Origin of the sequence: Sphingomonas kyeonggiensis, assembly GCF_030812785.1 — a bacterium.
Taxonomy (GTDB): domain Bacteria; phylum Pseudomonadota; class Alphaproteobacteria; order Sphingomonadales; family Sphingomonadaceae; genus Sphingomonas; species Sphingomonas kyeonggiensis_B.
This window is the reverse complement of the sequence record NZ_JAUSTJ010000003.1, coordinates 433,810-458,615: the sequence shown is the minus strand read 5'-3', so window position 1 is coordinate 458,615 and position 24,806 is coordinate 433,810. Positions and strand designations below refer to the sequence as shown.

Below are 24,806 nucleotides of genomic sequence, written 5' to 3'. Positions count from 1 at the left end.
GACTAACTGTGGCTAGGCTGCATCACCTGCAGCAGCGCCGCGCCATGCGCCGGGAGCGTCAGGCGCACTGCCTCGGCCACGTCAGGGAGCAGCTTTCGCGCCCAGAGATCGCGCACGGCGCTTCCTCGCGGCAGCCCGAGCGCGGCCAGCGGCAGCCCGAGCTGCCTGGGCTGGCCGGAGTTGTTGAACAGCGCGACATAGGGGCTGCGCCCGTCCGCGGCGGTCGCCGACCAGATACGCGCCTGATCGGTGAGGAAATGCGGACGATTGCCGCTGCTCGCCTGGTTCACCGCGATCACTTCGGGATTGGTCAGCAGCGCGAGCGTGGGTGCGTCGAGGTGGCGCAGGTCCCCGCCCATGATCAGCGGCGAGCGGGCGATCGCCCAGAGCGTCATCAACGTCCGCTGCTCGTCGGGCGTGAAGCGGGTGTCGCGCGCGCCCATCGCCAGCCGGCCGAGCGGGAGCATGTCCGCATCGGGCCAGCGTCCGTTGCCGATATGCGGGCTCCAGTTCTCGAGCCGGGTGAACTGGGCCTCGAGCATCGGCCATTCGTCCCAGAAATCGTCGGAGATGCGCCACATCTCGGCATGGCGACGGACATGGTCGGCACGGACCAGCGGCGTCTCGCCAGGCGAGAGGCTGAGGACCATCGGCCGGCCCGAGCGGCGGATCGCCAGCGCGATCCCCTCGATCTCGGCGGCATGCGCGTCATAGGGCCGGCTCATGTCGTCGACCTTGACGAAGTCGACGCCCCAAGCGGCATATTGTGCGAACACCCCGTCATACCAGGCCTGGGCGCCGGGCTTGCGCATATCGACGCCGTACATGTCGGGGTTCCAGGAGCAGATGCTCGTGGTGTCGGCGACGTCGCGGGCGCGGACCTGGGTGCCGAGCACCGGCAGGTTGCGCTCCACCGCCAGCCGCGGAATGCCCCGCATCACATGGATGCCGAAGCGCAGCCCGAGCTTGTGGACGCGGGCGGCGAGTGGAGCGAAGCCCTTGCCGCCTGCGCTGGACGGGAAGCGGTTGGGCGCAGGCTGGAGACGGCCCCATTGGTCCATCGCCGGCACCGGTGCGGCGCTATAGGCATAGCCCGTCGCGCCGGGCTCGTACCACTGGATGTCGACCGTGAAGACCTCATAGCCCGAGAGCAGCAGCTTCTCGGCCATGATGCCGGCGGTCTCGAGCGCCTGCGCCTCAGTGATCGTCGTGGCGAAGCTGTTCCAGCTGTTCCAGCCCATCGGCGGGGTCGGCGCGAGCAGGCGCGGCGCCTCCCCTGCCCGCGCGGCGGCGTGCGCGCCCGCGGGCAGCGCCAGCCCCGCCGCGAGCAGTTCGCGGCGGGCGATCCCGCTCACCGCAGCGGCCCGTTGGCGACCGGCTCGCCGAAATCGGGCATGCCGTCGGGCCGGTAGCGGATCGGCTGGACGCGGGTGTGGCGATTGGGATCGAACAGCGGGTCGCCTTCGATCTTCTCGTAATCGCGGCCGTGGAAGACCAGCATGTCACGGCCACGCTCGTCGGTGGTGAAGCTGTTATGACCCGGGCCCCAGACCTTGTTCTTCGGCGAGGACTTGAACACCGGCACCGGCGACTTGGACCAGTTGGCCGGGTCCATGATGTCGGCATCGTCGCGGCAGGTGAGCATGCCCATGCAGTAGCGCGCATCGGTAGCGCTGGCGGAATAGGTCATGAAGAGCTTGCCGTGGCGGGCAAGCAGCGCTGGCGCCTCGTTCACCTTGAAGCCCTGGATCTCCCAGTCGAGCGTGGGGACCGAGAGGCGCGCGGGTTTGGCCGCGAGCGTCAGCGGTGTCTTTAGCGGGGCGAGATAGAGATTGCTGTTGGTCTCGATCCCCGGCTCGCGCTGCGCCCAGGCGAGGTAGCGGGTGCCGCGGTGGACGAAGGAGGTGGAGTCGAGGTTGAAGCTGTCCCAGGGCGTCTCGAGCTGGCCGAGCACGCTCCACTCTCCGGTCATCGGGTCGGCGCCGTCGCATACGACCGCATAGGTGCGGATGCGGAACACGTCCTCGCCGCCGCCGCTCGGGCCCGCCGCGAAATACATGATCCAGCGGCCGTCGATCAGGTGCATCTCGGGCGCCCAGATGAAGCCGGAGAGCGGACCGCTGGCGAGGTGGCGCCAGAGCACCCGCTCGGGTGCGGTGGCGAGGCCGGCCAGGGTCCTGGAGCGGCGAAGGACCAGCCGGTCATATTCGGGTACGGAGCCGGTCAGATAATAGCTGCCGTCGGTGTGGCGGAACACCTGGGCGTCGGCGCGCTGGCGGACCAGGGGATTGATAATGCCGGGCTTTTTGGCGAGCGCGGGGGCGGCGGCGAGCAGCGCGGCGCTGCCGGCGAAGCCGCGGCGGGTAAGCAGGGTCATCGGGTCAATCCTCCGCTATGGGCCAGCCGTCCTTGCCCCAGCGGATCCGGGCGATCCGCAGGGTCGGCGTCCCTTTGTTTTCAACATCATAGGCGTGATAGACGACGTAATCTGCGCCGTCCTTGTCATGCAGGAAACCGGGATGGCCAGGCCCCCGGAAGCGCTGCTTCTCGGGCAGATCGGCCCGCAGGAACACGGTGCCGCCGCCCTGCAACATGGGGCTGCCGTCTTTACCCCGATACGGTCCCTTGAGGGACTTCGCGCGGGAAACGACGGTATAATAGGTGCTATTCGTGCCCTTGCAGCAATAGTCGTACGAGGCGAACAGCCAGTACCAGCCACCATGCGCGAGGATGAACGGCGCCTCGACCGGTGCCGGCGCACCCGCAGGCACGAGCCGCCGCGCGATCGCCAGCGGCGGGGCCCGGGGATCGAGCGGCTTGCCGGTCTTCGGATCGAGCCGGACGAGCTTGAGCCCACCCCAGAAGCTGCCGAAGGACAGCCAGTGCCGCCCTTCGCGATCGACCACGAAATTGGGATCGATCGCGTTGTAGTCGTCGCCCGGCTTCGACTGGAGGACCAGCCCCTCGTCGCGCCAGCCATAGCCAGGGGCGGCAGGATCGAGCGTCGGGCTCGTCGCCAGGCCGATCGCCGAGCGGTTCGAACCGAAGGTGGAGACGGCGTAATAGAGGCGCCAGCGGCCGTTCACGAAGGCGATATCGGGCGCCCAGGCATCCGTGGCGCCGGGGATCGCACGCACCGCCCATTCGGGCAATGCATCGAGCAGGCGCTTGCCCGCGGTCCAGTGGACCAGGTCCTTCGAGGTCTTCGAACTCAGCCCGGTGCCGAAGACATAATAGGTGTCGCCCTCGCGCGCGATCACCGGATCGTGGGTGGGGGCGATGTCGCCGCTCAACCGGGTGTTGAGCGGCGACGCGTCCTGCGCGGCGGCGGGTGCCGCGAGCAGCAGCCCCGCGATAGCGAGCTCGAAGCGCATCACTTGAGGTCGAGCATGACCACGGACTTGGCCGGCAGCGTCACCGTCAGCACGCCGCCGCTCAGCAGCGCGCCGCTGAACGGCACCGCGGTGACCGCCTCCGGCGCGCCGAAGTCGTTATAGGCGTTCATCGCCGGCGCCGTGATGATCCGGCCCGACACGGTGCCCGCGCTCACCCCGGCGAGCGACACGCGCACCGGCACGGCGCGGTTGGGATCGAGATTGGCGAGACCGACATGGACCTGGCCCGCCTTGTCGCGCACCGCCGAGGCCGAGACCGAGGGCATCGTCCAACGGTCCTTGGCATACCAGGGCGACTTGACCTCGATCGGCAGCACCGTCGCGTCCATGTACGGCTTGTAGAGCTCGAACACATGATAGGTCGGCGTCTTCACCATCTTCGCGCCATCGGTGAGGATCATCGCCTGGAGCACGTTCACCATCTGGGCGATCGCGCTCATCTTCACGCGATCGGCATGCTTGGCGAAGATGTTGAGATGGATCGCGGCGACCAGCGCGTCGCGCAGCGTGTTCTGCTGGCGCAGGAAACCCGGATTGGTGCCCGGATCGCCCTTGTACCAAGTGCCCCATTCGTCGACCGCGAGGAAGACGCGCTTCTGCGGATCGTACTTGTCCATGATCGCCGAATGCTTGGTGATCAGCTCGTCCATCCGATTGGCCTCGGACAGCGTCTCCGCCCAGCCGGCCTCGCCGAAATCGGTGGCCGAGGCACGGGGCGGCCAGCCGCCGGGGATGGTGTAGTAATGGAGCGACAGGCCGTCGACGAGATTGCCCGCCTCGCGGATCATCGTCTCGGTCCAGCGATAATCGTCGACATTGGCGCCCGAGGCGATCTTGAGGATCTTGGTGCCGGCCGGCGCCTTGATGAAGGTGACGTAGCGGCGCGTCTCGTCCGCGGCGAATTCCGGGCGCATGTTGCCGCCGCAGCCCCACAGCTCGTTGCCGACGCCGAAATAGGGCACCGCCCAGGGCGCCTTGCGGCCGTTCTTGGCGCGCTCGTCGGCGAGGCTGCCGGCGGGCGAGGTCATGTACTCGACCCACTCCGCCATCTCGCGCGCGGTGCCGTTGCCGACATTGCCGGCGATGTAGGGCTCGGCGCCCATCTGCTCCATCAGGTCCATGAACTCGTGGGTGCCGACGGTGTTGGGCTCGGTGACGCCGCCCCAGTGCGTGTTGATCTTCACCGGGCGCTGGGCCTGCGGGCCGATGCCCTCGCGCCAGTGATATTCGTCGGCGAAGCAGCCGCCCGGCCAGCGCACCACCGGCACGCCGAGCTGCTTGAGCGCCGCGACCACGTCGTTGCGGAAGCCGCGGGTGTTGGGGATCTTGGAATCGCGGCCCACCCACAGGCCGCCATAGATGCCATTGCCAAGATGCTCGGCGAACTGGGTGAACATGCGCCGGTCATAGACCGGGCCCGGCGTGTCGGCATGCAGCGTGGCAGTCGCCTCGCCCGGCGCGGGCGCATCCTGCGCGAGGACCGGCGTCGCCGTCGACAGCAGCGCGACTACGATCGCGCTCCAGAGCTTCTTCATCCCTCTTCTCCCAACATTCTGTTCTCGGAAAGACCGCGGCACGCCACGGCCGCATTCATTCGACGAACGGCTCGACCGACTTACGGTGCGCGCGCAGGAACGCGTCGGCGACCAGGCGCAGCGGCGCGGTATCGACGTCACGCGCACCGGCATGGACCAGATCGGCGAAACGGGCGTAGAGGCCCGGATATTCGCGATCCGCGGCCACCTGCGGTTCGCCGCCCGGCAAAGTGAGCACCGCCCCGCCCTTCTCCAGCCTGAGCGTGCCGGCATCGGTCTCGACGCTGATGTCCCAGCTCTGCGGGCCGGTCTGGCGCCAATCGAGGTCCATGGTCACCGGTGCGCCGGCGGCATCGCGGAACTTCAGGTCGGCGGCGATCGGCGCCTCGCGATTGGCGGGCAGCGACAGCGTGCCGTCGACCAGGAAGAAGGCCGGCAGGATCGCCGTGGCGATCGACAGCGCGTTGATGCCCGGATCGAACACGCCGAGCCCGCCGGGCGCCCAGATCCAGTCCTGGCCGGGATGCCAGACGCGGACATCCTCGCGCCAGACGATCGCGGCGCCCAGGGTCCTGCGATCGGCGAGCCAGGCCTTGGCCGGGGCGACACCGGCGGCATAGCGCGAATGCCAGCTGGCGAAGAGCGTGACGCCCGCTTCGGCCGCCTGCGCCTCGAGCATCGCCACTTCGGCGAGCGTCGCGCCGGGTGGCTTCTCGAGGAAGACATGCTTGCCGGCCGCGATCGCCGCCGAAGCGAGATCGTAGCGGACCTGGGGCGGGGTGCAGAGCGACACGGCATCGACCGCGATGTCGCTGGCGAGCAGTTCGTCGAGCGTGCGGTAGTGCGGCAGCGCGCCCACCCCTTCCCCGCGCGAGCTGACCGTCGCGACCAGTTCGAAACGGTCGTCGCCGGCGATCGAGGGAAGATGCTGGTCATGGGCGATCTTGCCCATGCCGACGATCGCGATGCGGATCGGCGCGGCCATCAGAGTGCCTTCACTTCGACCGGCGCTTCGTCGGCGCGGGCGAGCGTGTTGCGCAGCGGCAGGGTGAAGGGCGCCGCCTCGATCTCGAACACGTCGCCCGGCTCGGTGCGCACGCCGTCGGCGAAGGACAGAGTCGCGGTGCCGAAGAAATGGACGTGAACGTCGCCCGGACGGCGGAAGCTGGCATATTTGAAATGGTGATGCTCGAGATTGGCGAGGCTGTGCGACATATTGTCCTCGCCCGACAGGAACGGCTTCTCCCACAGCACCGCGCCGTCGCGCAGGATGCGGCTGGCGCCGCGCACGTCGCTCGGCGCCTCGCCGACCAGCAGCTCGGGGCCGAGCGCGGCCTGGCGCAGCTTCGAATGGGCGAGCCAGAGGTAATTGTGCCGCTCGGTCACATGGTCGCTGAACTCGTTGGCGAGGCACAGGCCGAGGCGATGCGGGGTGCCGTCCGGACCGATCAGGTAGATGCCAGCCAGTTCGGGCTCCTCGCCGCCATCCTGGGCGAAGGCGGGCATGGTCAGCGGCGCGCCAGGGCCGACGAGCTGGGAGCCGTCGCCCTTGTAGAACCACTCAGGCTGCTGGCCGACCTGGCCGGGCGCAGGCTTGCCGCCCTCGGCCCCTTCCAGGAACATCCGCATCGAATCGGTCTGCTTCTCGGCGGACACGGCTTCGCGGTGCATCTTGTCGCGCCCCTCGGCCGAGCCGAGATGGGTGAGGCCGGTGCCGGTCATCACCAGATGCGCGGGATCTTCATGATCGATCGGCGCGAGCAGGCGGCCGGCGGCAAGCTCGGCGGCCAGGTCGATCTCCGCGCCTTCGCCGCGCGACGCCACCGCCTCGGCCAGCGTCTGGCCCTTTGCGATCGCGTCGAGCGCCAGTTCGCGCACGCTCGCCACACCGGGAACCAGAGTCGCCCGTGCATCCCGCGCCGCGATCACCGACCGCACGCCTTCCGAATCACGATGCTGCAACAGGCGAAAACGCATAACCTCTCCTAGATGGACCCTGGGCGGCCGGCTTTACCCCGGTCGCTTTGACTCGATTATTAGTCCGACATATTTCAGTCGAGCGCCAGAGGCAATCTTTCGTTCCGCTTGTTCGTCGCGGCTGTTAAGGATGCAGGAGAGAGGGCAGACAACGACAAATGATGCAGGACGAAGGCCAGGATAACGAAGGCGAAAAGCCGAAGCGCGGCACCGGACGGCGCCTGCATGGCGCGATCGCGCACAAGCTGGGATCGGCGATCGTCTCGGGCGAATATGCGCCGGGCGACAAGCTGGAGGCCGAGGTCGCCTTTTCCGAAGCGCTCAACGTATCGCGCAGCGCCTATCGCGAGGCGGTGCAGGTGCTTGCCGCCAAGGGGCTGGTGGAGAGCCGCACCAAGGCCGGCACCCGCGTGCTGCCGCGCAGCCGCTGGAACCTGCTCGATCCCGACGTGCTCGCCTGGGCGTTCACCGGCGAGCCCGATATCGAGTTCATCCGCAACCTGTTCGAGCTGCGCGCGATCGTCGAGCCCGCCGCTGCGCGCCTGGCGGCAGAGCGGCGGACCAAGGACGATCTGAAGATCATGAAGGCGGCGCTGGCCGAGATGCGCCAGAAGACGCTGGCCACCGATGCCGGACGCTCGGCCGACCGCGACTTCCACAATGCGATCCTGCACGCGACCGGCAACGACGCGCTGATCGTGCTGAGCGCCAGCATCGGCGCGGCGGTGGCCTGGACCACCCAGTTCAAGCAGCGCTCGCGCACCCTGCCGCGCAACCCGATCCCCGATCACGTCCGCGTCTATGACGCGATAGTGGCGGGCGACGGCGATGCGGCCAGCGAAGCGATGCGCCTGCTCGTCGACCTGGCGCTGGACGATACCCGCAGCTCGATGGGCTGAGCCGTTTCGACAGGCTGAACCGAAAACGCCCCGCCGTTGCCGGCGGGGCTTTTTTGTTCGGCGCGTGCCCGGATCAGGCGGCGTGCTGATCGGGCAATGCGTTGGTCGGCTTGGCGCCCCAGAGCGCGTAGAACAGCACATAGACCTCGCACAGCGCAGTGAGCAGGAAGGACAGCTGCAGGCCATACTGGTCGGCGAGCCAGCCCTGCACCACCACCAGCGCGCCGCCGGCGATCGCCATGATCAGCAGGCCCGAGCCCTCCTCGGTGAGCGGGCCGAGGCCGCGGATGCCGAGCGTGAAGATGGTGGGGAACATGATCGAGTGGAACAGGCCCACCAGGATCAGCGACCACATCGCGACTTCGCCGTGCGCGAAGACGGTGACGAGCATCACCGCGAAGGCGCCGATCGAGCAGCCTGCCAGCACCGTCTCCGCCCGGATGCGCTGCATCAGCGCCGACCCGACGAAGCGGCCGACCATCATCCCGCCCCAGAGGAAGGTGAGATACTTGCCCGCCTGCTCATGGGTGAGGTTGGCGATGTCGGGCTGGCTGACGAAGTTCACGAACAGGTTGGCGACGCCGATCTCGGCGATCAGATAGATGAAGATCGCCGGCACGCCGAACACCAGGTTGCGGTGCTTCCACAGCGAATGCTTCCTGCGTTCCTCGCGCGAGACGCGGCTGGTCGCCGATCCGATCGCCGGCAGCGGGAAGCGCGCGATGACGACCGCGAGGACGATCAGCACCACCGCGACCAGGCCGTAGGGCAGGATCACCGACTGGGCGTCGGCCAGCCGCTCGGCATGAGTCAGCACCGTGCCGGATTCGGCGGTGCCGCCCTTGGAGCGGCCGAGGATGAGATAGGCGCCGAACGCCGGGGCGAGCATCGTGCCCGCCGAGTTCATCGCCTGGACGAGGTTGAGCCGCGACGAGGCGGTCTCGGGCTTGCCGACCACCGCGACATAGGGATTGGCCGCGACCTGGAGCAGCGTGATGCCGCTGGCGATCACGAACAGCATCGCCAGGGTGACGCCATAGGAGGGAATGCTCGCGGCAAGCATCATGCCCAGCGATCCCGCCGCCATGATCAGCAGGCCGATCACCAGCGACTTCTGGTAGCCGATGCGCTCGATCAGCTTGGCCGAGGGAATCGAGGCGACGAAATAGGCGATGAACCAGACGCTCTCAATCAGCGTGGTCTGGGTGTAGCTGAGCTCGAACACGCTGCGCAGGTGCGGCAGCAGCGTGTTGTTGATGACGGTGATGAAGCCCCACATGAAGAAGAGGCTGGCGAGCAGCGATAGCGCGGGGCCGTAGCCGCCGGCCCGCGGCACCGACTGGGTGCCCGCCGCCGGGGCTGCATTGATGGGCGCTGGCATTTTCCTGATCTTCTCCTGTGTGGGACCCGCTGGTCGAGCCTTCGCATATGCGACTTCGAGCCAGCTTGCGCTTCTATTTTTTGTCAGACTATAAAGAGCCGTGGCGCGCGTCAACGGGCGCGCATTCGGACCATTAGGAGAGACTATGCGTCGCTTTGGCAAGGCAGCACTGGCAACGACGGCCCTGGCAGCGCTGACATGGGTGGGAGCCGCGCAGGCGGCGGACGCCAGGCGCGAGAATGCCGGCAAGCTCAAGGACGGCACGGTGGTGGAGGCGGTGACCCTCTCCAACGCGCACGGCGTGTCGGCGCGGATCCTCAGCTATGGCGCCACGCTCCAGTCGTTCAAGGGGCCGGACAAGGCGGGCAAGATCGCCGATGTCGTGCTCGGCTATGACGATGCCGAAGCCTATGAGAGCCGCCCGAACTATTTCGGCGTGACCGTGGGGCGCTATGCCAACCGCATCGCCGGCGGCAAGTTCGCGCTCGACGGCAAGAGCTACCAGCTGCCGCTCAACGACAAGACCAATTCGCTGCACGGCGGCGGCAAGGGCTTCGACAAGCAGGTGTGGCGGATCGTCTCGGTGAACAGCGGGCCGAGCGCCAGCGTGGTGTTCGCGCTGACCAGCCCGGACGGCGATTCGGGCTATCCCGGCAAGCTCGAGGTGAAGGTCACCTATGCCCTCGACGAGAGCGGCGCGCTGACGATCAGCTATGACGCGGCGACCGACAAGCCGACGGTGGTCAACATGACCAACCATGCGATCTTCGACCTGGCCGGCGAAGGCTCGCCCACCGGCGCGATGGGGCATCTGCTGACCATCCCGGCAAAGGCCTATACCCCGGTCGATGCCAAGCTGATCCCCACCGGCGAGCTGCGCGCCGTCGAGGGCACGGTGTTCGACTTCCGCAAGGCCCGGCTGATCGGCCAGGACCTGCGCGACGGCCGCGACGAGCAGATCCGCTTCGGCCTGGGCTACGACCATAATTTCGCGCTCGACAAGGGCGTGACGGCGAAGCCCGAGCTCGCCGCGCGGCTCGAGGACCCCGCTTCCGGCCGCGTGCTCGAAGTGCTCAGCACGGAGCCGGGCGTGCAGTTCTACACCGGCAATTTCCTCGACGGCACCTTCTACGGCAAGTCGGGCCATCTCTACCGCCAGGGCGACGGCATCGCGCTCGAGCCCCAGAAATTCCCCGACGCCCCCAACCAGCCGGGCTTCGTCTCCGCGCGCGTCGACCCCGGCAAGCCCTATCGGCACGTCATGGTCTACCGCCTCTCGGTAACCCAGTAACGGAATTGGCATGACCTCTGACACCCAGCCCAAGCTGCGTTCGCGCGCCTGGTTCGACAATCCCGACAATATCGACATGACCGCGCTCTATCTGGAGCGCTACCTCAACTTCGGGCTGAGCCTGGAGGAGCTCCAGTCGGGCAAGCCGATCATCGGCATCGCGCAGACCGGCAGCGACCTGAGCCCGTGCAACCGCCATCACCTGGTGCTGGCGGAGCGGGTGCGCGAGGGCATCCGCGAGATGGGCGGCATCGCGCTCGAATTCCCGGTCCATCCGATCCAGGAGACCGGCAAGCGGCCGACTGCGGGCCTCGACCGCAACCTCGCCTATCTCGGGCTGGTCGAGCTGCTCTACGGCTATCCGCTCGACGGCGTGGTGCTGACCGTGGGCTGCGACAAGACCACCCCGGCCTGCCTGATGGCGGCGGCGACGGTGAACATCCCGGCGATCGCCTTGTCGGTCGGCCCGATGCTCAACGGCTGGCACAAGGGCGAGCGGACCGGCTCGGGCACGATCGTGTGGAAGGCGCGCGAGATGCTCGCCGCGGGCGAGATCGAGGCGAAAGAGTTCATCCGCCTCGTCGCCAGCTCGGCGCCCTCGACCGGCTATTGCAACACGATGGGCACCGCGACGACGATGAACTCGCTGACCGAGGCGCTGGGCATGTCGCTGCCCGGCTCGGCGGCGATCCCGGCGCCCTATCGCGACCGCCAGGAAGTCGCGTACGAGAGCGGCAAGCGCATCGTCGAGATGGTCGCCGAAGACCTCAAGCCCTCGGACATCCTGACGCGCGAGGCGTTCGAGAACGCGATCGTGGTCAATTCGGCGATCGGCGGTTCGACCAACGCGCCGATCCACATCAATGCGATCGCCCGCCATATCGGTGTCGAGCTGCCGCTCGATACCTGGCAGGAGAAGGGCCATCACGTGCCGCTGCTGGTAAACCTGCAGCCAGCGGGCGAGTATCTGGGCGAGGATTATTACCGCGCCGGCGGCGTGCCCGCGGTGGTCGCGCAGCTGATGCGCCAGGGGCTGATCCACGAAGGCGCGGTCACCGCCAACGGCAAGTCGATCGGTGACAATTGCCGCGATGCGACGATCGAGGACGAGAAGGTGATCCGCCCGTTCGAGACACCGCTCAGGGAAGAGGCCGGTTTCATCGTGCTGCGCGGCAATTTGTTCGACTCGGCGATCATGAAGACCAGCGTGATCGATGCGGCGTTCCGCGCGCGCTACCTCTCCAATCCCGAGGACCCGGAAGCCTTTGAAGGCCCCGCAGTGGTGTTCGACGGGCCGGAGGACTATCACCACCGGATCGACGATCCCGCGCTCGGCATCACGCCGGAGACGCTGCTATTCATGCGCGGCGCCGGGCCGATCGGCTATCCGGGCGCGGCCGAAGTGGTGAACATGCGCCCGCCCGCCTATCTGATCCGCGAGGGCGTGCACGCCCTGCCCTGTATCGGCGACGGCCGCCAGTCGGGCACGTCGGGCAGCCCCTCGATCCTCAATGCCAGCCCCGAGGCCGCGGCGATGGGCGGGCTCGCGCTGATCCGCACCGGCGACCGCGTGCGGATCGACCTGCGCAAGGGCACCGCCGATGTGCTGATCCCGGACGAGGAACTGGCCGAGCGCCGCAGCGCGCTCGCCGCGGCAGGGGGCTTCCCCTACCCGGCCTCGCAGACGCCCTGGCAGGAGATCCAGCGCGGCATCGTCGGCCAGATGGAGACGGGCGCGATCCTGGAAGGCGCAGAGAAGTACCAGAAGATCGCACAGACCAGGGGGCTGCCCCGCGACAATCACTGAGTCATCCGTCAGTCCGCTCCGCGACTCGGGGCGGCCGGCGACTCGAAAACCGGCGTGACCAGGGCAAAATCTGCCACGGTCACGCCGAGTTTACTGTGCGAATTGGTTAACCGGGCGCGGAATCGCGCATCCTTTCGCAGCAAGGCCGTAAAACAGGCCCGAACAGCACTGCACCATTTCGGCGGAATTTGAGTTTCAGGTTTGCACCGATTCGGGACGCGGTTCTCCCCGGGATTCCGGGCCCGACCTTAAATCCAGCAATCTCAAGATATTATCCCGGTGTATTAGTCGCGCACTACGCAATTACCGACATGGGAACAACCACAGGTTCCACCTAACAGTTTGTTCACCATTCCTTCTGTCAGACGCGGTGCCGATGGCCTCGCGTACCAGAAGGGTGAGGACATGCGCACACGTACGCATCTGGCAATCGCGGTATGCACGACGGCGTGGATCAACACCGCCTCGGCCCAGACCACCGCTTATTCGCCTGACTCGGGCCGCACGCCCAATCAGATCGTCCTGTCGATCCCGGTTACGGCCTCGGTCGGCGGCCGATGCGGCTTCGCTAGCGCCCCGAACGGCTCCTTCAACCAGAATGATTTCGACGTGAACGGCCTGGCGCACGACTTCTCGTTCGTGCTCGACTGCACCGGCCCCTCGCGTGTCGCAGTGGTGTCGCAGAATGGCGGACTCCTGACCACGGGAACCGCCCCGACCGGATACACGGTCCTCGCACCCTATAATGTGAGCCTGCACTTGGTCGGCACCGGCGGCGGCACGACGGCGGACGCCACCTGCCCCGCATCGACGCTGCCGACCGGGTCAAGCTGCAGCTTCCGCGGCCCGGCGAACACCTCGCAGGGACTTCGCCTCCCGGCCCCCTCGACGATGCAGGCGGGCTCCTACCTGCGCGTCGCCGCCCCCCCTTATGCCGGCGCCCTGGCGCTGGTGAACGGTACCTATTCCGACGTCCTGACGGTGACGCTCAGCGCATCGCCCTGACGGCGACCTGCCGGTTCGGCCCGGCGGCCGGCGCCAGATACCCCGGGCTTCTAAGCAAGTGAAAATGGCAGTCGCGCCGGCCCCGGCCTCGTCTGTCCGACTTCAAAGGAGAGCAACATGAAGAAGCTACTGTTCACCGCCCTTCTCGCCGGTTCGGCGTTCGCGGCGGTCCCGGCAGCCGCGCAGAGCGTGTCGGGCAATGTCACGGTGACCGGCACGGTCGCCGCCAAGTGCACCTCGGCAGGCGGCCTGAACGGCAGCATCAACCTGGGCGAGCTCGCCGTCGCCGACGGCAAGGTCAACCCGACCTTCTCGGGCAATGTCGGCGGCCTGAGCCGTTCGTTCACGGTCACCTGCACGAGTGCCAATCCGCAGATCTCGGTCGATGCATCGGCGCTGGTCAACTCCGCGATCGTCTCCCCGACCGCGGGCTACACCAACACCGTGCACTATACCGCGACGATGGCCGCTTCGAAGGCAGGTGGCGGCACCACCTCGGCAATCGACACGTCGAACGTCGTCGGCGCGACCACCGCGCTGGTCGGCGATCACCTGGCGAATACGGCGAGCAACATCACCGTCACGGTTTCCAACGGCAACACCACCAACGCCACCGACATGCTGGAAGCCGGCAATTACTCAGGCGTCATTGCGCTCACCGTGAGCCCCTCCGCCTGACCCGTGCTGGGCGAGGGAGGCCGCCCCCTCTCCTCCCTCGTCCAGACATTTCCTCTGGGAGAACGACTATGCGCATCTCTTTCCTGCTCGCCGTTCCGGCCGCGCTGGTCGCGACCCCGGTAATGGCACAGTCGAGCGGCACGGTGAACGTGAACGGATCCGTCGCCGATCGCTGCCTCTTCACCGTCCCCTCCGCGGTCATCGCGCTCGGGGAAATCTCGCAGAGCGGCACCGGCGCCGCGGCCGGCAAGCTCGACACGACCCGTGTCGACAACCAGTTCCGCGACCTGGTGGGCTGGTGCAACGGCACCGCCGCGACGATGACCGTCGAGGCGCAGCCGCTGCTCAACCTCGACTATGGCGGCCCGGCGATCTCCGGCTTCGACACGCGAGTCGATTATCTCGCCACCGCCGCCGCCAACAGCACGTCCGCAAACGACAGCTCGCTGGCCGCGAGCCCGGGTGCGGGCAGCGCCGTCAATGTCGGGCTCTTCTCGGGCAACATCCGGGTGACGCTGTCCCAGTCCTCGACGCCGGGGAGCGGCCTGCTCGTCGCCGGCAATTATGGCGGCCAGGTCATCGTGACCCTCACACCCAACTTCAGTGGCGGCGGAGACTGATCCCGCCGGGCACCGCACCAGACCGCCTTGGGAGGCAAGCATGAACAAGCATATGATCTTCCGCGCTGCCCTGACCGCCTCGCTGGTCACCTGCGCACCGGCAATTGCCCAGACCACCGGCACCTCGTCCACCGGAACGGTGACCGTGACCGGCACCGTGCCGTCGCTCTGCTTCGGCGGGACCCTGACGGGCGGGAGCAACATCGATCTCGGCGTGCTCATCGATACCTCCACGGGATTGCTGCGCACCGACCTGCCCGCGCCGACCCGGACGCTGACCGGCGCATTCTGCAGCAGCCGCAGCGTGATCTCGGTGGATGCGACGCCGCTGCTGACGCAGAACGCCACAGGCACGCCGCCCGCCGGCTTCTCGCGGACGGTGAACTACCGCGCCACCGCCAGCGGCTGGAGCCCGACATCCGCGGTCTTCACCACGGGCGCCGCCACCAATCCCGCCGCCTCGCAGAACCGCGACACCGCGTTCCAGAGCGACATCACCATCACGCTCGACAACTTCCTGACTGGCGGAGGCACCGGGCTGCGGCTCGTCTCCGACCCGCTTTACCGCGGCGCGGTCACGGTGACGCTGTCGGTGGCCGATTGAGGGAGTGCCCGACATGCGCCGTCTCCCCTTGTTCGCGATCGCAGTCCTGCTTCCGCTCCCCGCGGTCGCACAGACGGCCAGCGAGGTCCGGCCGTTCGACGTCACCGGCCAGGTGCCCGGCACCTGCACACTCGGCGCGCCGCGGCTGGGCGGCGCCCAGGCCAATTTCCGCGGCATCAACGGCAACAGCCTGCCGATCGACCAGCTGGTCGACAGCACCACGCTGTCGACCCGGCCGGCTTCGACGGAGATCAGCTTCGACGCGGTCTGTGCCTTCCCGCACCTGCTGCGGGTGGAAAGCCAGAACAACGGGCTGTGGCGCACGGGCGAGCGCAGCGGCGGCGCACCCGAGGGGTTCGGCGACGCGGTGCCCTATCGCGCCACGCTGCTCTGGGCATCGCAGACGCTCGCGCTGTTCGCCGATGCCCGGCTGCGCCGGATGTCCGAGAGCACGCTGTTCGTCAGCGATACCGCGACCGGCACGCTGCAGCTCCGCCTGGAGATCGACGCCGGCGCCACCAACCATCGCGCAAACGCGCCGCTCGTCGCCGGCACCTATGGCGACACGCTGCGCATAACCCTGGAGCCGCAGCAATGATCAGGCCCCTGCTACCCGCAGCGCTGGTACTGTTTCCGGCGGCTGCCCTGGCCCAGAGCCAGCCCCAGCCGGTCACCGCGCATCTCGACCTCATCGGCGAGGCGCCTGCCGCCTGCCTGATGAAGCCGCCCGCCGGCACCAGCGGCACCAATGCCAGCTTCGACCCCGTATCGTCCGGCACCGGACGCATCCGGATCGACCAGCTCGCCAGCCTGAACGACGCGACGCCGCTGGCGGCCGCGATCCAGGTCGCCCTGCCGGTCATCTGCAACGCGCCGCACCGGATCATCCTGCGCAGCGGCAATGGCGGGCTGCGCCGCGAAGGGGCCGCCGTGGCCAGTGTCGCGCCCTTCCGCCAGCTGCTGCCCTACCGGCTCGGCATCCGCTGGGGTTCCGACCAGACCGATCGCAATACCGATGACGGCACGCCGATCGTGATCGACGCGAGCGGCCCCCGTTCGGGCGAACTCGCCGTGCTCTTCACCCTGGCCAGCGGCGGGGCTCCGCTCGTGGCCGGCAACTACACCGACGAGATCGTCCTCGAGGTCCAGGTGGCCGACTGAGGCTCCGCTCCCGTTCCCAGGAGAAACCCAGATGAAGAAGTGGATCCATGGTCTCGCTCTCGGCACGGTGCTCGCCGCCGCAATGCTCGCGAGCAGTCCGCAGGTGAAAGCGGAGACCGTGCAGCCCGTGGTGATCGACCTGTCCACCACCGGCAGCGGGATGAGCCAGACGATCACGGTGGAGAACACCTTCACCCAGCCGCTTCCCGTCGAGCTGCGCGTCGAGGAGCTGACCTTCGACCAGGCCGGGCTGCACGGCACCGGCAAGGATTCGGGCGACCTGCTGATCTTCCCGCCCCAGGCGATCATCCAGCCGGGCCAGACCCAGTCCTTCCGCGTGCAATATATCGGCGATCCGGCGCTGGCGCGCAGCAAGCATTATTACGTCACCGTCGCCCAGCTGCCGGTGCAGCTGCCCCAGGGCCAGTCCGCGATCCAGATCCTGTACAATTTCCAGGTGCTGGTGAGCGTGAAGCCGGCGGGCGCCAAGGCGCAGCTCAAGATCACGCAGAGCGAGGTCGCGCGCGATGAGAAGGGCCAGCCGGTAGCGGCGATCACGCTGAGCAACGACAGCCCGGCGCATGGCTATCTCTCCAAGGGCCGGCTGCGGATCGTCGAGCGCGACCGCAGCGGCAAGGAAGTCTTCCGCCGCACGCTCGCCGGGCCGGAAATCCAGCAAACCGTAGGCTTCGGCCTGGTCGGTGCGGGGCAAACCCGTCGGCTGCTCATCCCCGTCCAGCTTCCCACCAGTGAAGGCACGATCGATGCCCAATTCACGCCCGAAGGCTAAGCGCTCCCTGCGCTGCGCGGCACTCGCCCTCCTGGCGGGCTGCGCACCCCTGGCCCTGTCGCCCGTCGCCCGCGCCGCCGACGAGGACAAGCAGACCACGCAGGAGCAGGAACGGCACATCGTGCTGCCGAAGCCGACCTCCAGCGGCAGCGAACCCCAGGCCCGGATCAACCCGACCGGCAAGCCGGTGACGCTGACCGTCGCGGCCAAGGACGGGCCGGTCTATCTCGGCGACGTGGTCATCACCATCCAGCCCGACGACTCGATCGAGTTCTCGTCGCGGCGGCTGATGGACCTGCTCTCCAACGTGCTCGATCCCGAGGTGCTGCGGAACCTGCAGGCAAGCTTCGCGGGCAAGACGGCAATCGGACCGGAGGCGTTCCGCGACTCGGGCATCCAGCTTCGCTACGATCCGCAGCAGCTGGCGATCGCGATCGACATCGCCAGCGAGCGCCGCGCGAGCCGCACGGTGCTGGTCAGCCCGCTCGAGCGCGACCGCGTCGGCACCTATGTGAAGCCGGCCGAGTTCAGCGCCTATCTCAACGTCCGCGGCAATGTCGATTATCTGTGGAGCGGGCCGGACAAGGGCGTCCAGTCCCCGGTCCTGTTCCTCGACGGCGCGGCCCGGGCGCTGGGCGCCGTGATCGAGAGCCAGGCGATCTGGCAGCCCGGCAGCAACGGCACCGATTTCCAGCGCCTCGGCTCGCGCCTGGTCTATGACGACCAGAAGCGGCTGGTCCGCTGGACGCTGGGCGACCTCCAGCCGGTGACGCGCGGCTTCCAGTCGGTGCCCGACATCGCCGGCCTGTCGGTGTTCCGCTCGTACAGCGTGCTGCAGCCGCAGGAGATCGTGCGGCCGCGTGGCGACCGCAGCTTCCAGCTCACCCGCTCGTCGACGGTCGAGGTGTACGTCAATGGCGAGCTGGTGCGCCGGCTCCAGCTGGCGCCGGGCACCTACAACCTGCGCGACTTCCCCTTCACCCAGGGCGCGAACGACATCCGCCTGAACATCCTCGACGATACCGGCCGCAGCGAGGTCCTGCGCTTCAACGTCTTCCTCGACCAGTCGCAGCTGGCGTCGGGGCTGAGCGAGTTCGGCCTTTATGCCGGCGTGATGGCGCCACTCCAGGCCTATGGCCCCAACTACACCAGCAAGCCCGCGGCCTCCGCCTTCTTCCGCCACGGCATGAGCGACGCGCTCACCCTGGGCGCCAATATCCAGGCCGACAGCCGAGTGGTGATGGGTGGCGTGGAAGCGGTGTGGGGCACCAAGCTCGGCACCTTCTCCGGCAGCTTCTCGCTCTCGCAGATCGACGGCATCGGGGCGGGGCGCGCGGCGCTGGCCACCTTCCAGCGGCTGATCCAGCGCCCCAATGGCCGCTCGGACTCCATCACGCTGTTCTTCGAGAGCCGCAGCCGGAATTTCGGCCCGATCGGCACGGTGATCCCCCGCAACCCCTTCGCCTGGGAAGCCGGGGGCGGCTATTCGCACACCTTCACCGATTATATCTATGGCGGCATCGACGGGCGCTATTCGCGCGGCCGCGACAGCCAGCGCGACCTTTATACCGCGCGCGCCACCATGGGCTGGCGGATAAACGACCGCCTGACCATGACCGGCGACCTGCGCTACGAGCGCGACAATGTCCGCAAGGGGCTGGGCGGGCTGGTCAGCCTGACGCTGCGCCTCGGCCGCTATTCGAACCTGCGCGCCGATTACGACACGCGGACCGAGCGGGCGCGCCTGTCGTACAACATGATGCACGGCCAGGGCGTCGGCTCCTACAACCTCGCGGCCGATATCGAGCGCGACCGCAACGGCGCGGGCATCAGTGCCGCCGGCAACTATGTCAGCAACCGCGCCGACCTGGGCTTCAGCCATTTCGGCACGTTCGACGACGATTTCGGCCGCTCGACCGGGCAGCGCACTTCGTTCCGCTTCGGCACCGCGGTCGCCCTGGCCGATGGCGCGCTGACCATCGGCCGGCCGATCTATGACAGCTTCGCGGTGGTGAAGGGCCATGACAGCCTGAAGGGCGCCAATATCCGCGTCGACCCGACCGAGTTCGGCTATGTCGCCTCGACCGGAGCGCTGGGCACCGCCCTGCAGCCGAGCCTCAGCTCCTATGCCGAGCGCACGGTCAAGATCGACTCGCCGAACGCGCCGGCGGGCTATGACCTGGGCCAGGGCGCCTATCGCCTCTTCCCGCCCTATCGCAGCGGATACCGGCTCGAGGTCGGCTCGGGCTACAACCTGACCGCGATGGGCCGGATGACCGATCGCAACGGCGATCCGGTCTCGCTGGTCACCGGCAAGGCGACCGAGCTGGCGCATCCGGAGCGTGAACCCGTCGTGGTGTTCACCAACCGCGAGGGCCGCTTCGCCGCCACCGGCCTGGCTGCCGGGCGCTGGCGGATCGACATGCTCGATACCGAGAAGAGCAGCTTTGTCATTGATATCGCGGAGAGTGCCGAAGGCGTCGTGCGCCTTGGCGAGCTCACGCCTGCAGCGAAGGACGGGACCAAGCAATGAGCAAGAAGCTAAAGCTGATCGCAGCTGTCTGCGGCGTCCTCTGCGTCGCCGAAGCCGCGCCAGCCTGGGCACAGGGAAAGGGGACCTGCGGCGTATCCGGCCAGGCGCTCGCCTCGCCGACGATCACCTATGACCCCTTCTCGCCGAGCGGGCTGACCCAGGTGACCATTCCGCTGATCCTGACGCGGTTCGGCACCGGTGCGGCCAAGACCCAGACGGTCAATTTCGTGCTGATCAAGCCGGTGGGCACGCCCAACTACCAGATTCTCTACAACGGCACGAGCATCCTCTACACAGAGGGCAACACCATGGGCCACCCGACGATCAACTCGCAGTCGGCGGGCGAGATCAACTATAATTTCGGAGGTGCCTCGCAGCCGGACCAGTCGACGCCCTTCAACCTGGTCGTCACCGTGCCGGCCAATGTCGACCTGTCGGCCGGCCTGCCGATCGACTTCGACATCCTCTATGTCTGCAACGGCACGGGCGGCATGGCCGATGTCGTCACGCCGACCAAGCTGGTCAGCGCGATCCACATCAACGTCAATGTGCTGAGTGCGCTGCAGGCCAGCTATGCCGGGCCTGCGCTCGATTTCGGGGAAGTAGGCGACAAGACCGATACCGATGTGACGACCACGCCGATCATCCGCACCGGCTTCGTGCGCGTCGCGAGCTCGGGCCCCTATTCGATCCAGATGACGTCGCAGAACAACTACCGGATGACCTTCTCCGGCGGCAATCCGACGAACCCCACCCAGTCGCTCGGCTATTCGGCGACCTTTGTCGCGCAGACGCGCAACCCGACGAACACGACGCCGATAACCAAGACCTGCACGCGTGCCGGCCTGGCCGGGTCGCCGCCGAACCAGGGCATATTGCTGCCCCTGGAAGTACGGTTGCTGGAAGGAGGCCAGACGCGAACGCCGGCCTCCGTTTACCAGGACATCTTGACCGTCACCATCTCCCCGCTTGCCGCGGGTACGCCGGGGACGATCTGCTCCTGATCCAGCTAGAGCCGGATCAGAGCGCGGTGACGCGGATCGACAGGGTGCCGTTGGCCTGGCCGTTCTCAGTGACCAGCGACACCTTGTGCGCCGCGATACCCGGCTGCGAGGCACCCGAAATCACGGTCGAGCCGGCATCCGAAAGGCGCACGGCATTGCCGTCGATCATCAGAGTCGCGCCGGCCAGCTCGGGCGAGTGATCGACCGTGACCTTGTAGCCGTTCGCGCTGTTGCAGAACTCGTGAAGCGTGCCGAGATCGACCTGGTTGCCGCCCGACGGGGCAACCATGGTGTCGAGGTTCGCGCGGCAAACCACGGGGACATAACCCGAAACCGTCAGGCGATAGCCATCCTGCGTGGTGTCGGCAAAGGCCGTCGGTGCCACTGCGAGCATCGCGCCGAAGGCAGCGACCGCGCCGGCACGGCGCACGAAGGAAGAAACGCTGTTGTTGTACTGCATGATAAGAAACTCCCGCCAGAACGGTTCCTTTTCCCTCAAAGGCGGTTGACGTCGGGTTAAACTCGCTCTCCGTAACCTGACGCATTGGATTCGCGGGAGCGGGGTTCCGCGGGAATTGCGCGGCGGCAGGCGCCGCCAGCGCTTATCGATATGCGGCTTTTCAGTTCCCCGGCGAAAGCCGGGGCCCAGGGTTGCTCTGCCTAATGCCAGGTTGAACATGCATCTCCAGGGATCGCCGCAGGAGATGATCCGAGCGGGTGCGCTTGTGACCCTGGGCACCGGCTTTCGCCGGGGAACACCTTGTATCTGAATGTAGAGACTGCGCCGGTCCTACTGCCCCGGCGCCGCCGGAAACGCAGCGCGCCCCTGGCCCATCCCCGCCGCGAAGGCGATCCGCAGCGCGTCGGACAGGCTGCGGGCGTGGAGCTTGGCCATGATGTTGGCACGGTGCACCTCGACGGTGCGCGAGCTGATGCCCAGGTCGTAGGCGATCGTCTTGTTGGGCAGCCCCCGCGCCAGGCCCTCGAGCACCTCGCGCTCGCGGCAGCTCAGCACGCCGAGCACCACCCCGGCCTCGGCGACGCGCGCGCTATATTCCTTGCCGGCGGCGACCCTGGCAAAGGCCCGGTCGATCGCATCCTGCAGCGCGTCGGTGTCGAAGGGCTTCTCGAGGAAATCGACTGCCCCCGCCTTCATCGCCTTCACCGCCACCGACACGTCGCCGTGCCCGGTCAGCACGATGACCGGCATCGTCACGCCGCGGGCATTGAGCCGCTGCTGCACTTCCAGCCCGTCCATCTCGGGCATGCGGATGTCGAGCAGCACGCAGCCCGGCTCGGCGTGGCGGACCTCCTTCAGGAAGGCGATGCCCGACGACCAGGTGCGCACGGCATAGCCCGTGGTGGTCAGGAAGAATTTCGCGCCACGGCGCACGCTCTCCTCGTCGTCGATGACGTGGACCAACGGCTTGTCATTCATTCCAGGGCCTCCGTGTCAGCACGAACCAAGGTGAATATGAAGCGGGCACCGCCATCCAGGGCGGGCTCCATCCAGATGCGGCCGCCATTGGCCTCCACGATCGTCCGGCAGATCGAGAGCCCGAGCCCCATTCCGGTCAGCTTGGTGCTGTGGAAGGCGCGGAACAGGTTCTCGACGATCTCCGCCGACACGCCGGGGCCGGTATCGGCAACGGTAACGCGGACGAACCCGGCCTCGTCGGGCGCGGTGGAAACGGTGAGCGCGCGGCGTGGCCAGCCGGCCATCGCCTCGATCGCATTGCGCATCAGATTGATCAGCACCTGCTGGATCTGGATCCGGTCGACCAGCACGCTGTCGGCGCCGGGATCCAGCCTGAAGCTTGCCTCCACGCCCTTTTCCCGCGCCCCGATCAGGGCCAGCTCGGACGCGTCCTCGACCAGGGTGGCCAGCGACTCGATCGTCTTCTCGACTTCGCCGCGCGCCACGAACTCGCGCAGCCGGCGGACGATGCTGCCGGCGCGCAGCGCCTCCTCGAAGGCCTCGTCGAGCCCCTCTTCGATCATGTCGCGATTGTCGGGATCCTCTTCCCGCAGCAGGTTCCGGGCGCCGCGCACGAAGGTGACCACCGCGGTGATCGGCTGGTTGAGTTCATGCGCGAGCGTCGATGCCATCGTGCCCATCGCACTGACCCGCGAGGCATGGATGAGCTCGGATCGGAGCGTCTCGATCCGCTCCTCGTCCGCCACCTTCTCGGTGAGATCGCGGATGAAGCCGATGAAGACGCGCCCGCCCTCGGCCACTGCCTCGCCGACCGACAGGTCCATCGGGAAGGTCGTCCCGTCATGGCGCCGGCCCAGCACGATGCCGCCGACCCCGATCATCCGCGCCTCGCCCGTCGTCAGGTAGCGGCGGATATACGCGTCATGCCGCTCCCGGTCCGGGGAGGGCATCAGGCAGCTGACGTTCGCGCCGATGACATCCGCCTCGCGCATGCCGAACATCTTCTCCGCCGCGGCGGAGAACGACAGGATCTTGCCCGCCTCGTTGATCACCACCATCGCATCGGGCACCGCCGCCAGGATCGAGCGGAACTGCGAGGCGCTCGCCTGGAGGTGCCGTTCCGCCGCGCGCTGCTCGGTCACGTCGCGGATCACCTTGGCGAAGCCGCGCAGCGCGCCCCGCTCGTCATAGAGCGGCGTCAGCATGATGTGGGCGAGGAATTCTGAGCCGTTCTTGCGGACGCACCAGTCTTCTTCCTCCAGCCCGCCCTCGGCACGCGCCTTGTCGAGATCGTGCTGCGGCTTTTCGACCTCGACCGCGACATCCGGATAGAAGATCGAGCAATGCTGCCCCACCACCTCGCGCTCGCTCCAGCCCTGGATCCGCTCGGCTGCCTTGTTCCAGATCGTCACATGGCCCTGGGGATCGAGCATGTAGATGGCGCAGCCCTCGGCGCCGTCGATGAGCAGGTTCAGCGTCTCGGCGAGATCGTCCGCCCGGCTGGCGCCGCGCTCGGCGACCTGCTCGGTGGTGCGCAGCCGCCACTGCAGGCGGATGATGTAGGACACGACGATGATGATGACCGAGGAGGCGAGCAGGAAGACGATGCGTTCGAAGAGCGCCATCTGGCCGCTCGCCCAGCCGGCCAGGGTAACCGCCAGGACCGAGGCTAGCGCAGCGGCAAGCGCAGGGCCGGCACCGGCGAAGAAGCCGGTGGCGAACACCGCCGCCGCGTAGAGCAGGAAATGTCCATAGTCGCCCAGCCAGGGCGCGAGCGCCCAGCGCAGCAACGTGGCGACAGCGACCGAGCCAACCACCACCCCGCAGGCGGCAACCAGGTCGCGCGCCGATGAACTAGGGGCATCGGCCACCGCAATCTCCCCCCGGACGATGGCGATGCGCGTGATAGCGCATCTGCTTCATCGCTCAGGTTGAGGGACGATAGCATGGAAGAAATTCATCGGAAATGGTGCAGAAACATCACGGAAACGAAAAAATCGGGCCGTCGCGGTGCAGAAATGAGACTGATCTAGGAAGTTTCCGCGACTTGTATCTGCGACTCGGCCTCGATCGGCACTGCCTCGGCGAGCACTTCCAGCAGCGAGTCGTCTCGGAACGGCTTGGGCAGCACTGCCGCGAAACCTGCCAGGATCGCCTCGGCCTGCAGGGCTTCCGAGAAGAATGCAGTGATCAGGATGGCGATACCTTGCCAGCCTCGCGCGCGCAGCGTCTGCAGCGCCGCGATCCCGTCGCAATCCGGCATCGAATAATCGACCACAACATGCGCCGTCTCCACCGAGGCGGGGTCTGCCAGCGCTGTCACCGCATTGGCAAAGGAATGGACCTGATAGCCCTTGCCCTGCAGCAGCAGCTGCAATCCCCGGCGTACGGCAGCGTTGTCCTCGATGAGGAGAAGGGGCAGATTTTCCTTCCGCGACAGTAGCACGCCCTACACCCTCTCTGCAGGTCTTACGCTGGCGGGGCCGTCCGGTCCGGCGGTCCCTTCGATTGCAGCGCCGTGCGACCATATCAGTGTTCGAGGGCAGCCGAACAGACCCAGGATCATTCGAATCTGTCCCATGGTCATGCAGTCGAGCGGGCGATCGGGCACCGAAGCAACCTCCTGCAGTGACGTGGCCCCGGCCCGGAGGCGCATCCCGCCCGCCCGGCGAAGGTCAGGCCCTTGCG

22 protein-coding genes and 1 pseudogene are annotated in these 24,806 nt (G+C 67.5%); 12 read left to right on the top strand and 11 right to left on the bottom strand.

Going from position 1 to position 24,806, the window contains the following annotated elements; all coding sequences use genetic code 11:
* Window positions 1–2: 2 nt before the first annotated feature.
* The 6 genes and pseudogenes from J2W22_RS19920 to araD1 all read right to left on the bottom strand — a co-directional run bounded on the left by J2W22_RS19920 (window position 3) and on the right by araD1 (window position 6,907).
* Window positions 3–1,355: a glycoside hydrolase family 27 protein gene (locus J2W22_RS19920; RefSeq protein ID WP_307120022.1), complete on the bottom strand. Its 1,353-nt coding sequence runs from the start codon at window positions 1,353–1,355 to the stop codon at window positions 3–5.
* Window positions 1,356–1,357: 2 nt separating this feature from the next.
* A pseudogene (locus J2W22_RS19915) lies at window positions 1,358–2,377 on the bottom strand (glycoside hydrolase family 43 protein); the annotation flags it as partial.
* Window positions 2,378–2,381: 4 nt separating this feature from the next.
* Window positions 2,382–3,374, bottom strand: a complete 993-nt coding sequence (locus J2W22_RS19910; RefSeq protein ID WP_307120021.1) for an arabinan endo-1,5-alpha-L-arabinosidase — start codon at window positions 3,372–3,374, stop codon at window positions 2,382–2,384.
* The gene (locus J2W22_RS19905) at window positions 3,374–4,930 is read right to left on the bottom strand and encodes an alpha-N-arabinofuranosidase (protein WP_307120020.1); all 1,557 of its coding nucleotides are present in this window, start codon (window positions 4,928–4,930) and stop codon (window positions 3,374–3,376) included. The genes J2W22_RS19910 and J2W22_RS19905 overlap by 1 nt, the downstream gene beginning before the upstream one ends.
* A gap of 55 nt (window positions 4,931–4,985) precedes the next feature.
* On the bottom strand, window positions 4,986–5,915 hold the full coding sequence (locus J2W22_RS19900) for a Gfo/Idh/MocA family protein (protein ID WP_307120019.1): 930 nt from the start codon (window positions 5,913–5,915) through the stop codon (window positions 4,986–4,988).
* Window positions 5,915–6,907, bottom strand: a complete 993-nt coding sequence (gene araD1, locus J2W22_RS19895; RefSeq protein WP_307120018.1) for an AraD1 family protein — start codon at window positions 6,905–6,907, stop codon at window positions 5,915–5,917. Before araD1 ends, J2W22_RS19900 begins: the two co-directional genes overlap by 1 nt.
* 158 nt (window positions 6,908–7,065) lie before the next feature.
* Between araD1 and J2W22_RS19890 the strand changes: the two genes are divergently transcribed.
* Window positions 7,066–7,806 carry a FadR/GntR family transcriptional regulator gene (locus J2W22_RS19890; RefSeq protein WP_307120017.1) on the top strand — a complete coding sequence of 247 codons (741 nt, stop codon included), beginning with the start codon at window positions 7,066–7,068 and terminating at the stop codon, window positions 7,804–7,806.
* Window positions 7,807–7,879: 73 nt separating this feature from the next.
* Here J2W22_RS19890 and J2W22_RS19885 read toward each other — a convergent pair whose 3' ends face one another.
* A complete protein-coding gene (locus J2W22_RS19885) occupies window positions 7,880–9,187 on the bottom strand; it encodes a sugar MFS transporter (RefSeq protein WP_307120016.1) in 1,308 nt (435 codons plus the stop codon).
* 145 nt (window positions 9,188–9,332) lie between these two features.
* On the opposite strand from J2W22_RS19885, the gene J2W22_RS19880 reads away from it, so the two are divergent.
* From J2W22_RS19880 to J2W22_RS19830, 11 genes are all read left to right on the top strand, one after another.
* The gene (locus J2W22_RS19880) at window positions 9,333–10,478 is read left to right on the top strand and encodes an aldose epimerase family protein (RefSeq protein ID WP_307120015.1); all 1,146 of its coding nucleotides are present in this window, start codon (window positions 9,333–9,335) and stop codon (window positions 10,476–10,478) included.
* A gap of 10 nt (window positions 10,479–10,488) precedes the next feature.
* Complete coding sequence (locus J2W22_RS19875) at window positions 10,489–12,285, top strand: IlvD/Edd family dehydratase (protein ID WP_307120014.1); 1,797 nt, start codon at window positions 10,489–10,491, stop codon at window positions 12,283–12,285.
* Between the two features lie 405 nt (window positions 12,286–12,690).
* Window positions 12,691–13,290, top strand: a complete 600-nt coding sequence (locus J2W22_RS19870) for a hypothetical protein (RefSeq protein WP_307120013.1) — start codon at window positions 12,691–12,693, stop codon at window positions 13,288–13,290.
* 117 nt (window positions 13,291–13,407) lie between these two features.
* Entirely contained in the window at window positions 13,408–13,968 is a 561-nt protein-coding gene (locus J2W22_RS19865) for a hypothetical protein (RefSeq protein ID WP_307120012.1), read from the top strand.
* Between the two features lie 68 nt (window positions 13,969–14,036).
* On the top strand, window positions 14,037–14,588 hold the full coding sequence (locus tag J2W22_RS19860; RefSeq protein WP_307120011.1) for a hypothetical protein: 552 nt from the start codon (window positions 14,037–14,039) through the stop codon (window positions 14,586–14,588).
* A gap of 40 nt (window positions 14,589–14,628) precedes the next feature.
* A complete protein-coding gene (locus tag J2W22_RS19855; protein ID WP_307120010.1) occupies window positions 14,629–15,192 on the top strand; it encodes a hypothetical protein in 564 nt (187 codons plus the stop codon).
* A gap of 13 nt (window positions 15,193–15,205) precedes the next feature.
* The gene (locus J2W22_RS19850; RefSeq protein ID WP_307120009.1) at window positions 15,206–15,790 is read left to right on the top strand and encodes a hypothetical protein; all 585 of its coding nucleotides are present in this window, start codon (window positions 15,206–15,208) and stop codon (window positions 15,788–15,790) included.
* A complete protein-coding gene (locus J2W22_RS19845) occupies window positions 15,787–16,353 on the top strand; it encodes a hypothetical protein (RefSeq protein ID WP_307120008.1) in 567 nt (188 codons plus the stop codon). Before J2W22_RS19850 ends, J2W22_RS19845 begins: the two co-directional genes overlap by 4 nt.
* 31 nt (window positions 16,354–16,384) lie before the next feature.
* Entirely contained in the window at window positions 16,385–17,143 is a 759-nt protein-coding gene (locus J2W22_RS19840; RefSeq protein WP_307120007.1) for a fimbrial biogenesis chaperone, read from the top strand.
* On the top strand, window positions 17,118–19,676 hold the full coding sequence (locus tag J2W22_RS19835) for a fimbrial biogenesis outer membrane usher protein (protein WP_307120006.1): 2,559 nt from the start codon (window positions 17,118–17,120) through the stop codon (window positions 19,674–19,676). The genes J2W22_RS19840 and J2W22_RS19835 overlap by 26 nt, the downstream gene beginning before the upstream one ends.
* On the top strand, window positions 19,673–20,680 hold the full coding sequence (locus J2W22_RS19830; RefSeq protein WP_307120005.1) for a hypothetical protein: 1,008 nt from the start codon (window positions 19,673–19,675) through the stop codon (window positions 20,678–20,680). Before J2W22_RS19835 ends, J2W22_RS19830 begins: the two co-directional genes overlap by 4 nt.
* A 16-nt stretch (window positions 20,681–20,696) precedes the next feature.
* Here J2W22_RS19830 and J2W22_RS19825 read toward each other — a convergent pair whose 3' ends face one another.
* The 4 genes from J2W22_RS19825 to J2W22_RS19810 form a co-directional block, all read right to left on the bottom strand.
* Window positions 20,697–21,140, bottom strand: a complete 444-nt coding sequence (locus J2W22_RS19825; protein WP_307120004.1) for a hypothetical protein — start codon at window positions 21,138–21,140, stop codon at window positions 20,697–20,699.
* Window positions 21,141–21,470: 330 nt separating this feature from the next.
* Entirely contained in the window at window positions 21,471–22,118 is a 648-nt protein-coding gene (locus tag J2W22_RS19820; protein ID WP_307120003.1) for a response regulator transcription factor, read from the bottom strand.
* Complete coding sequence (locus J2W22_RS19815) at window positions 22,115–23,989, bottom strand: PAS domain-containing sensor histidine kinase (RefSeq protein WP_373423003.1); 1,875 nt, start codon at window positions 23,987–23,989, stop codon at window positions 22,115–22,117. Before J2W22_RS19815 ends, J2W22_RS19820 begins: the two co-directional genes overlap by 4 nt.
* Before the next feature lie 158 nt (window positions 23,990–24,147).
* Entirely contained in the window at window positions 24,148–24,564 is a 417-nt protein-coding gene (locus J2W22_RS19810; protein ID WP_307120002.1) for a response regulator, read from the bottom strand.
* Window positions 24,565–24,806: the final 242 nt, after the last annotated feature.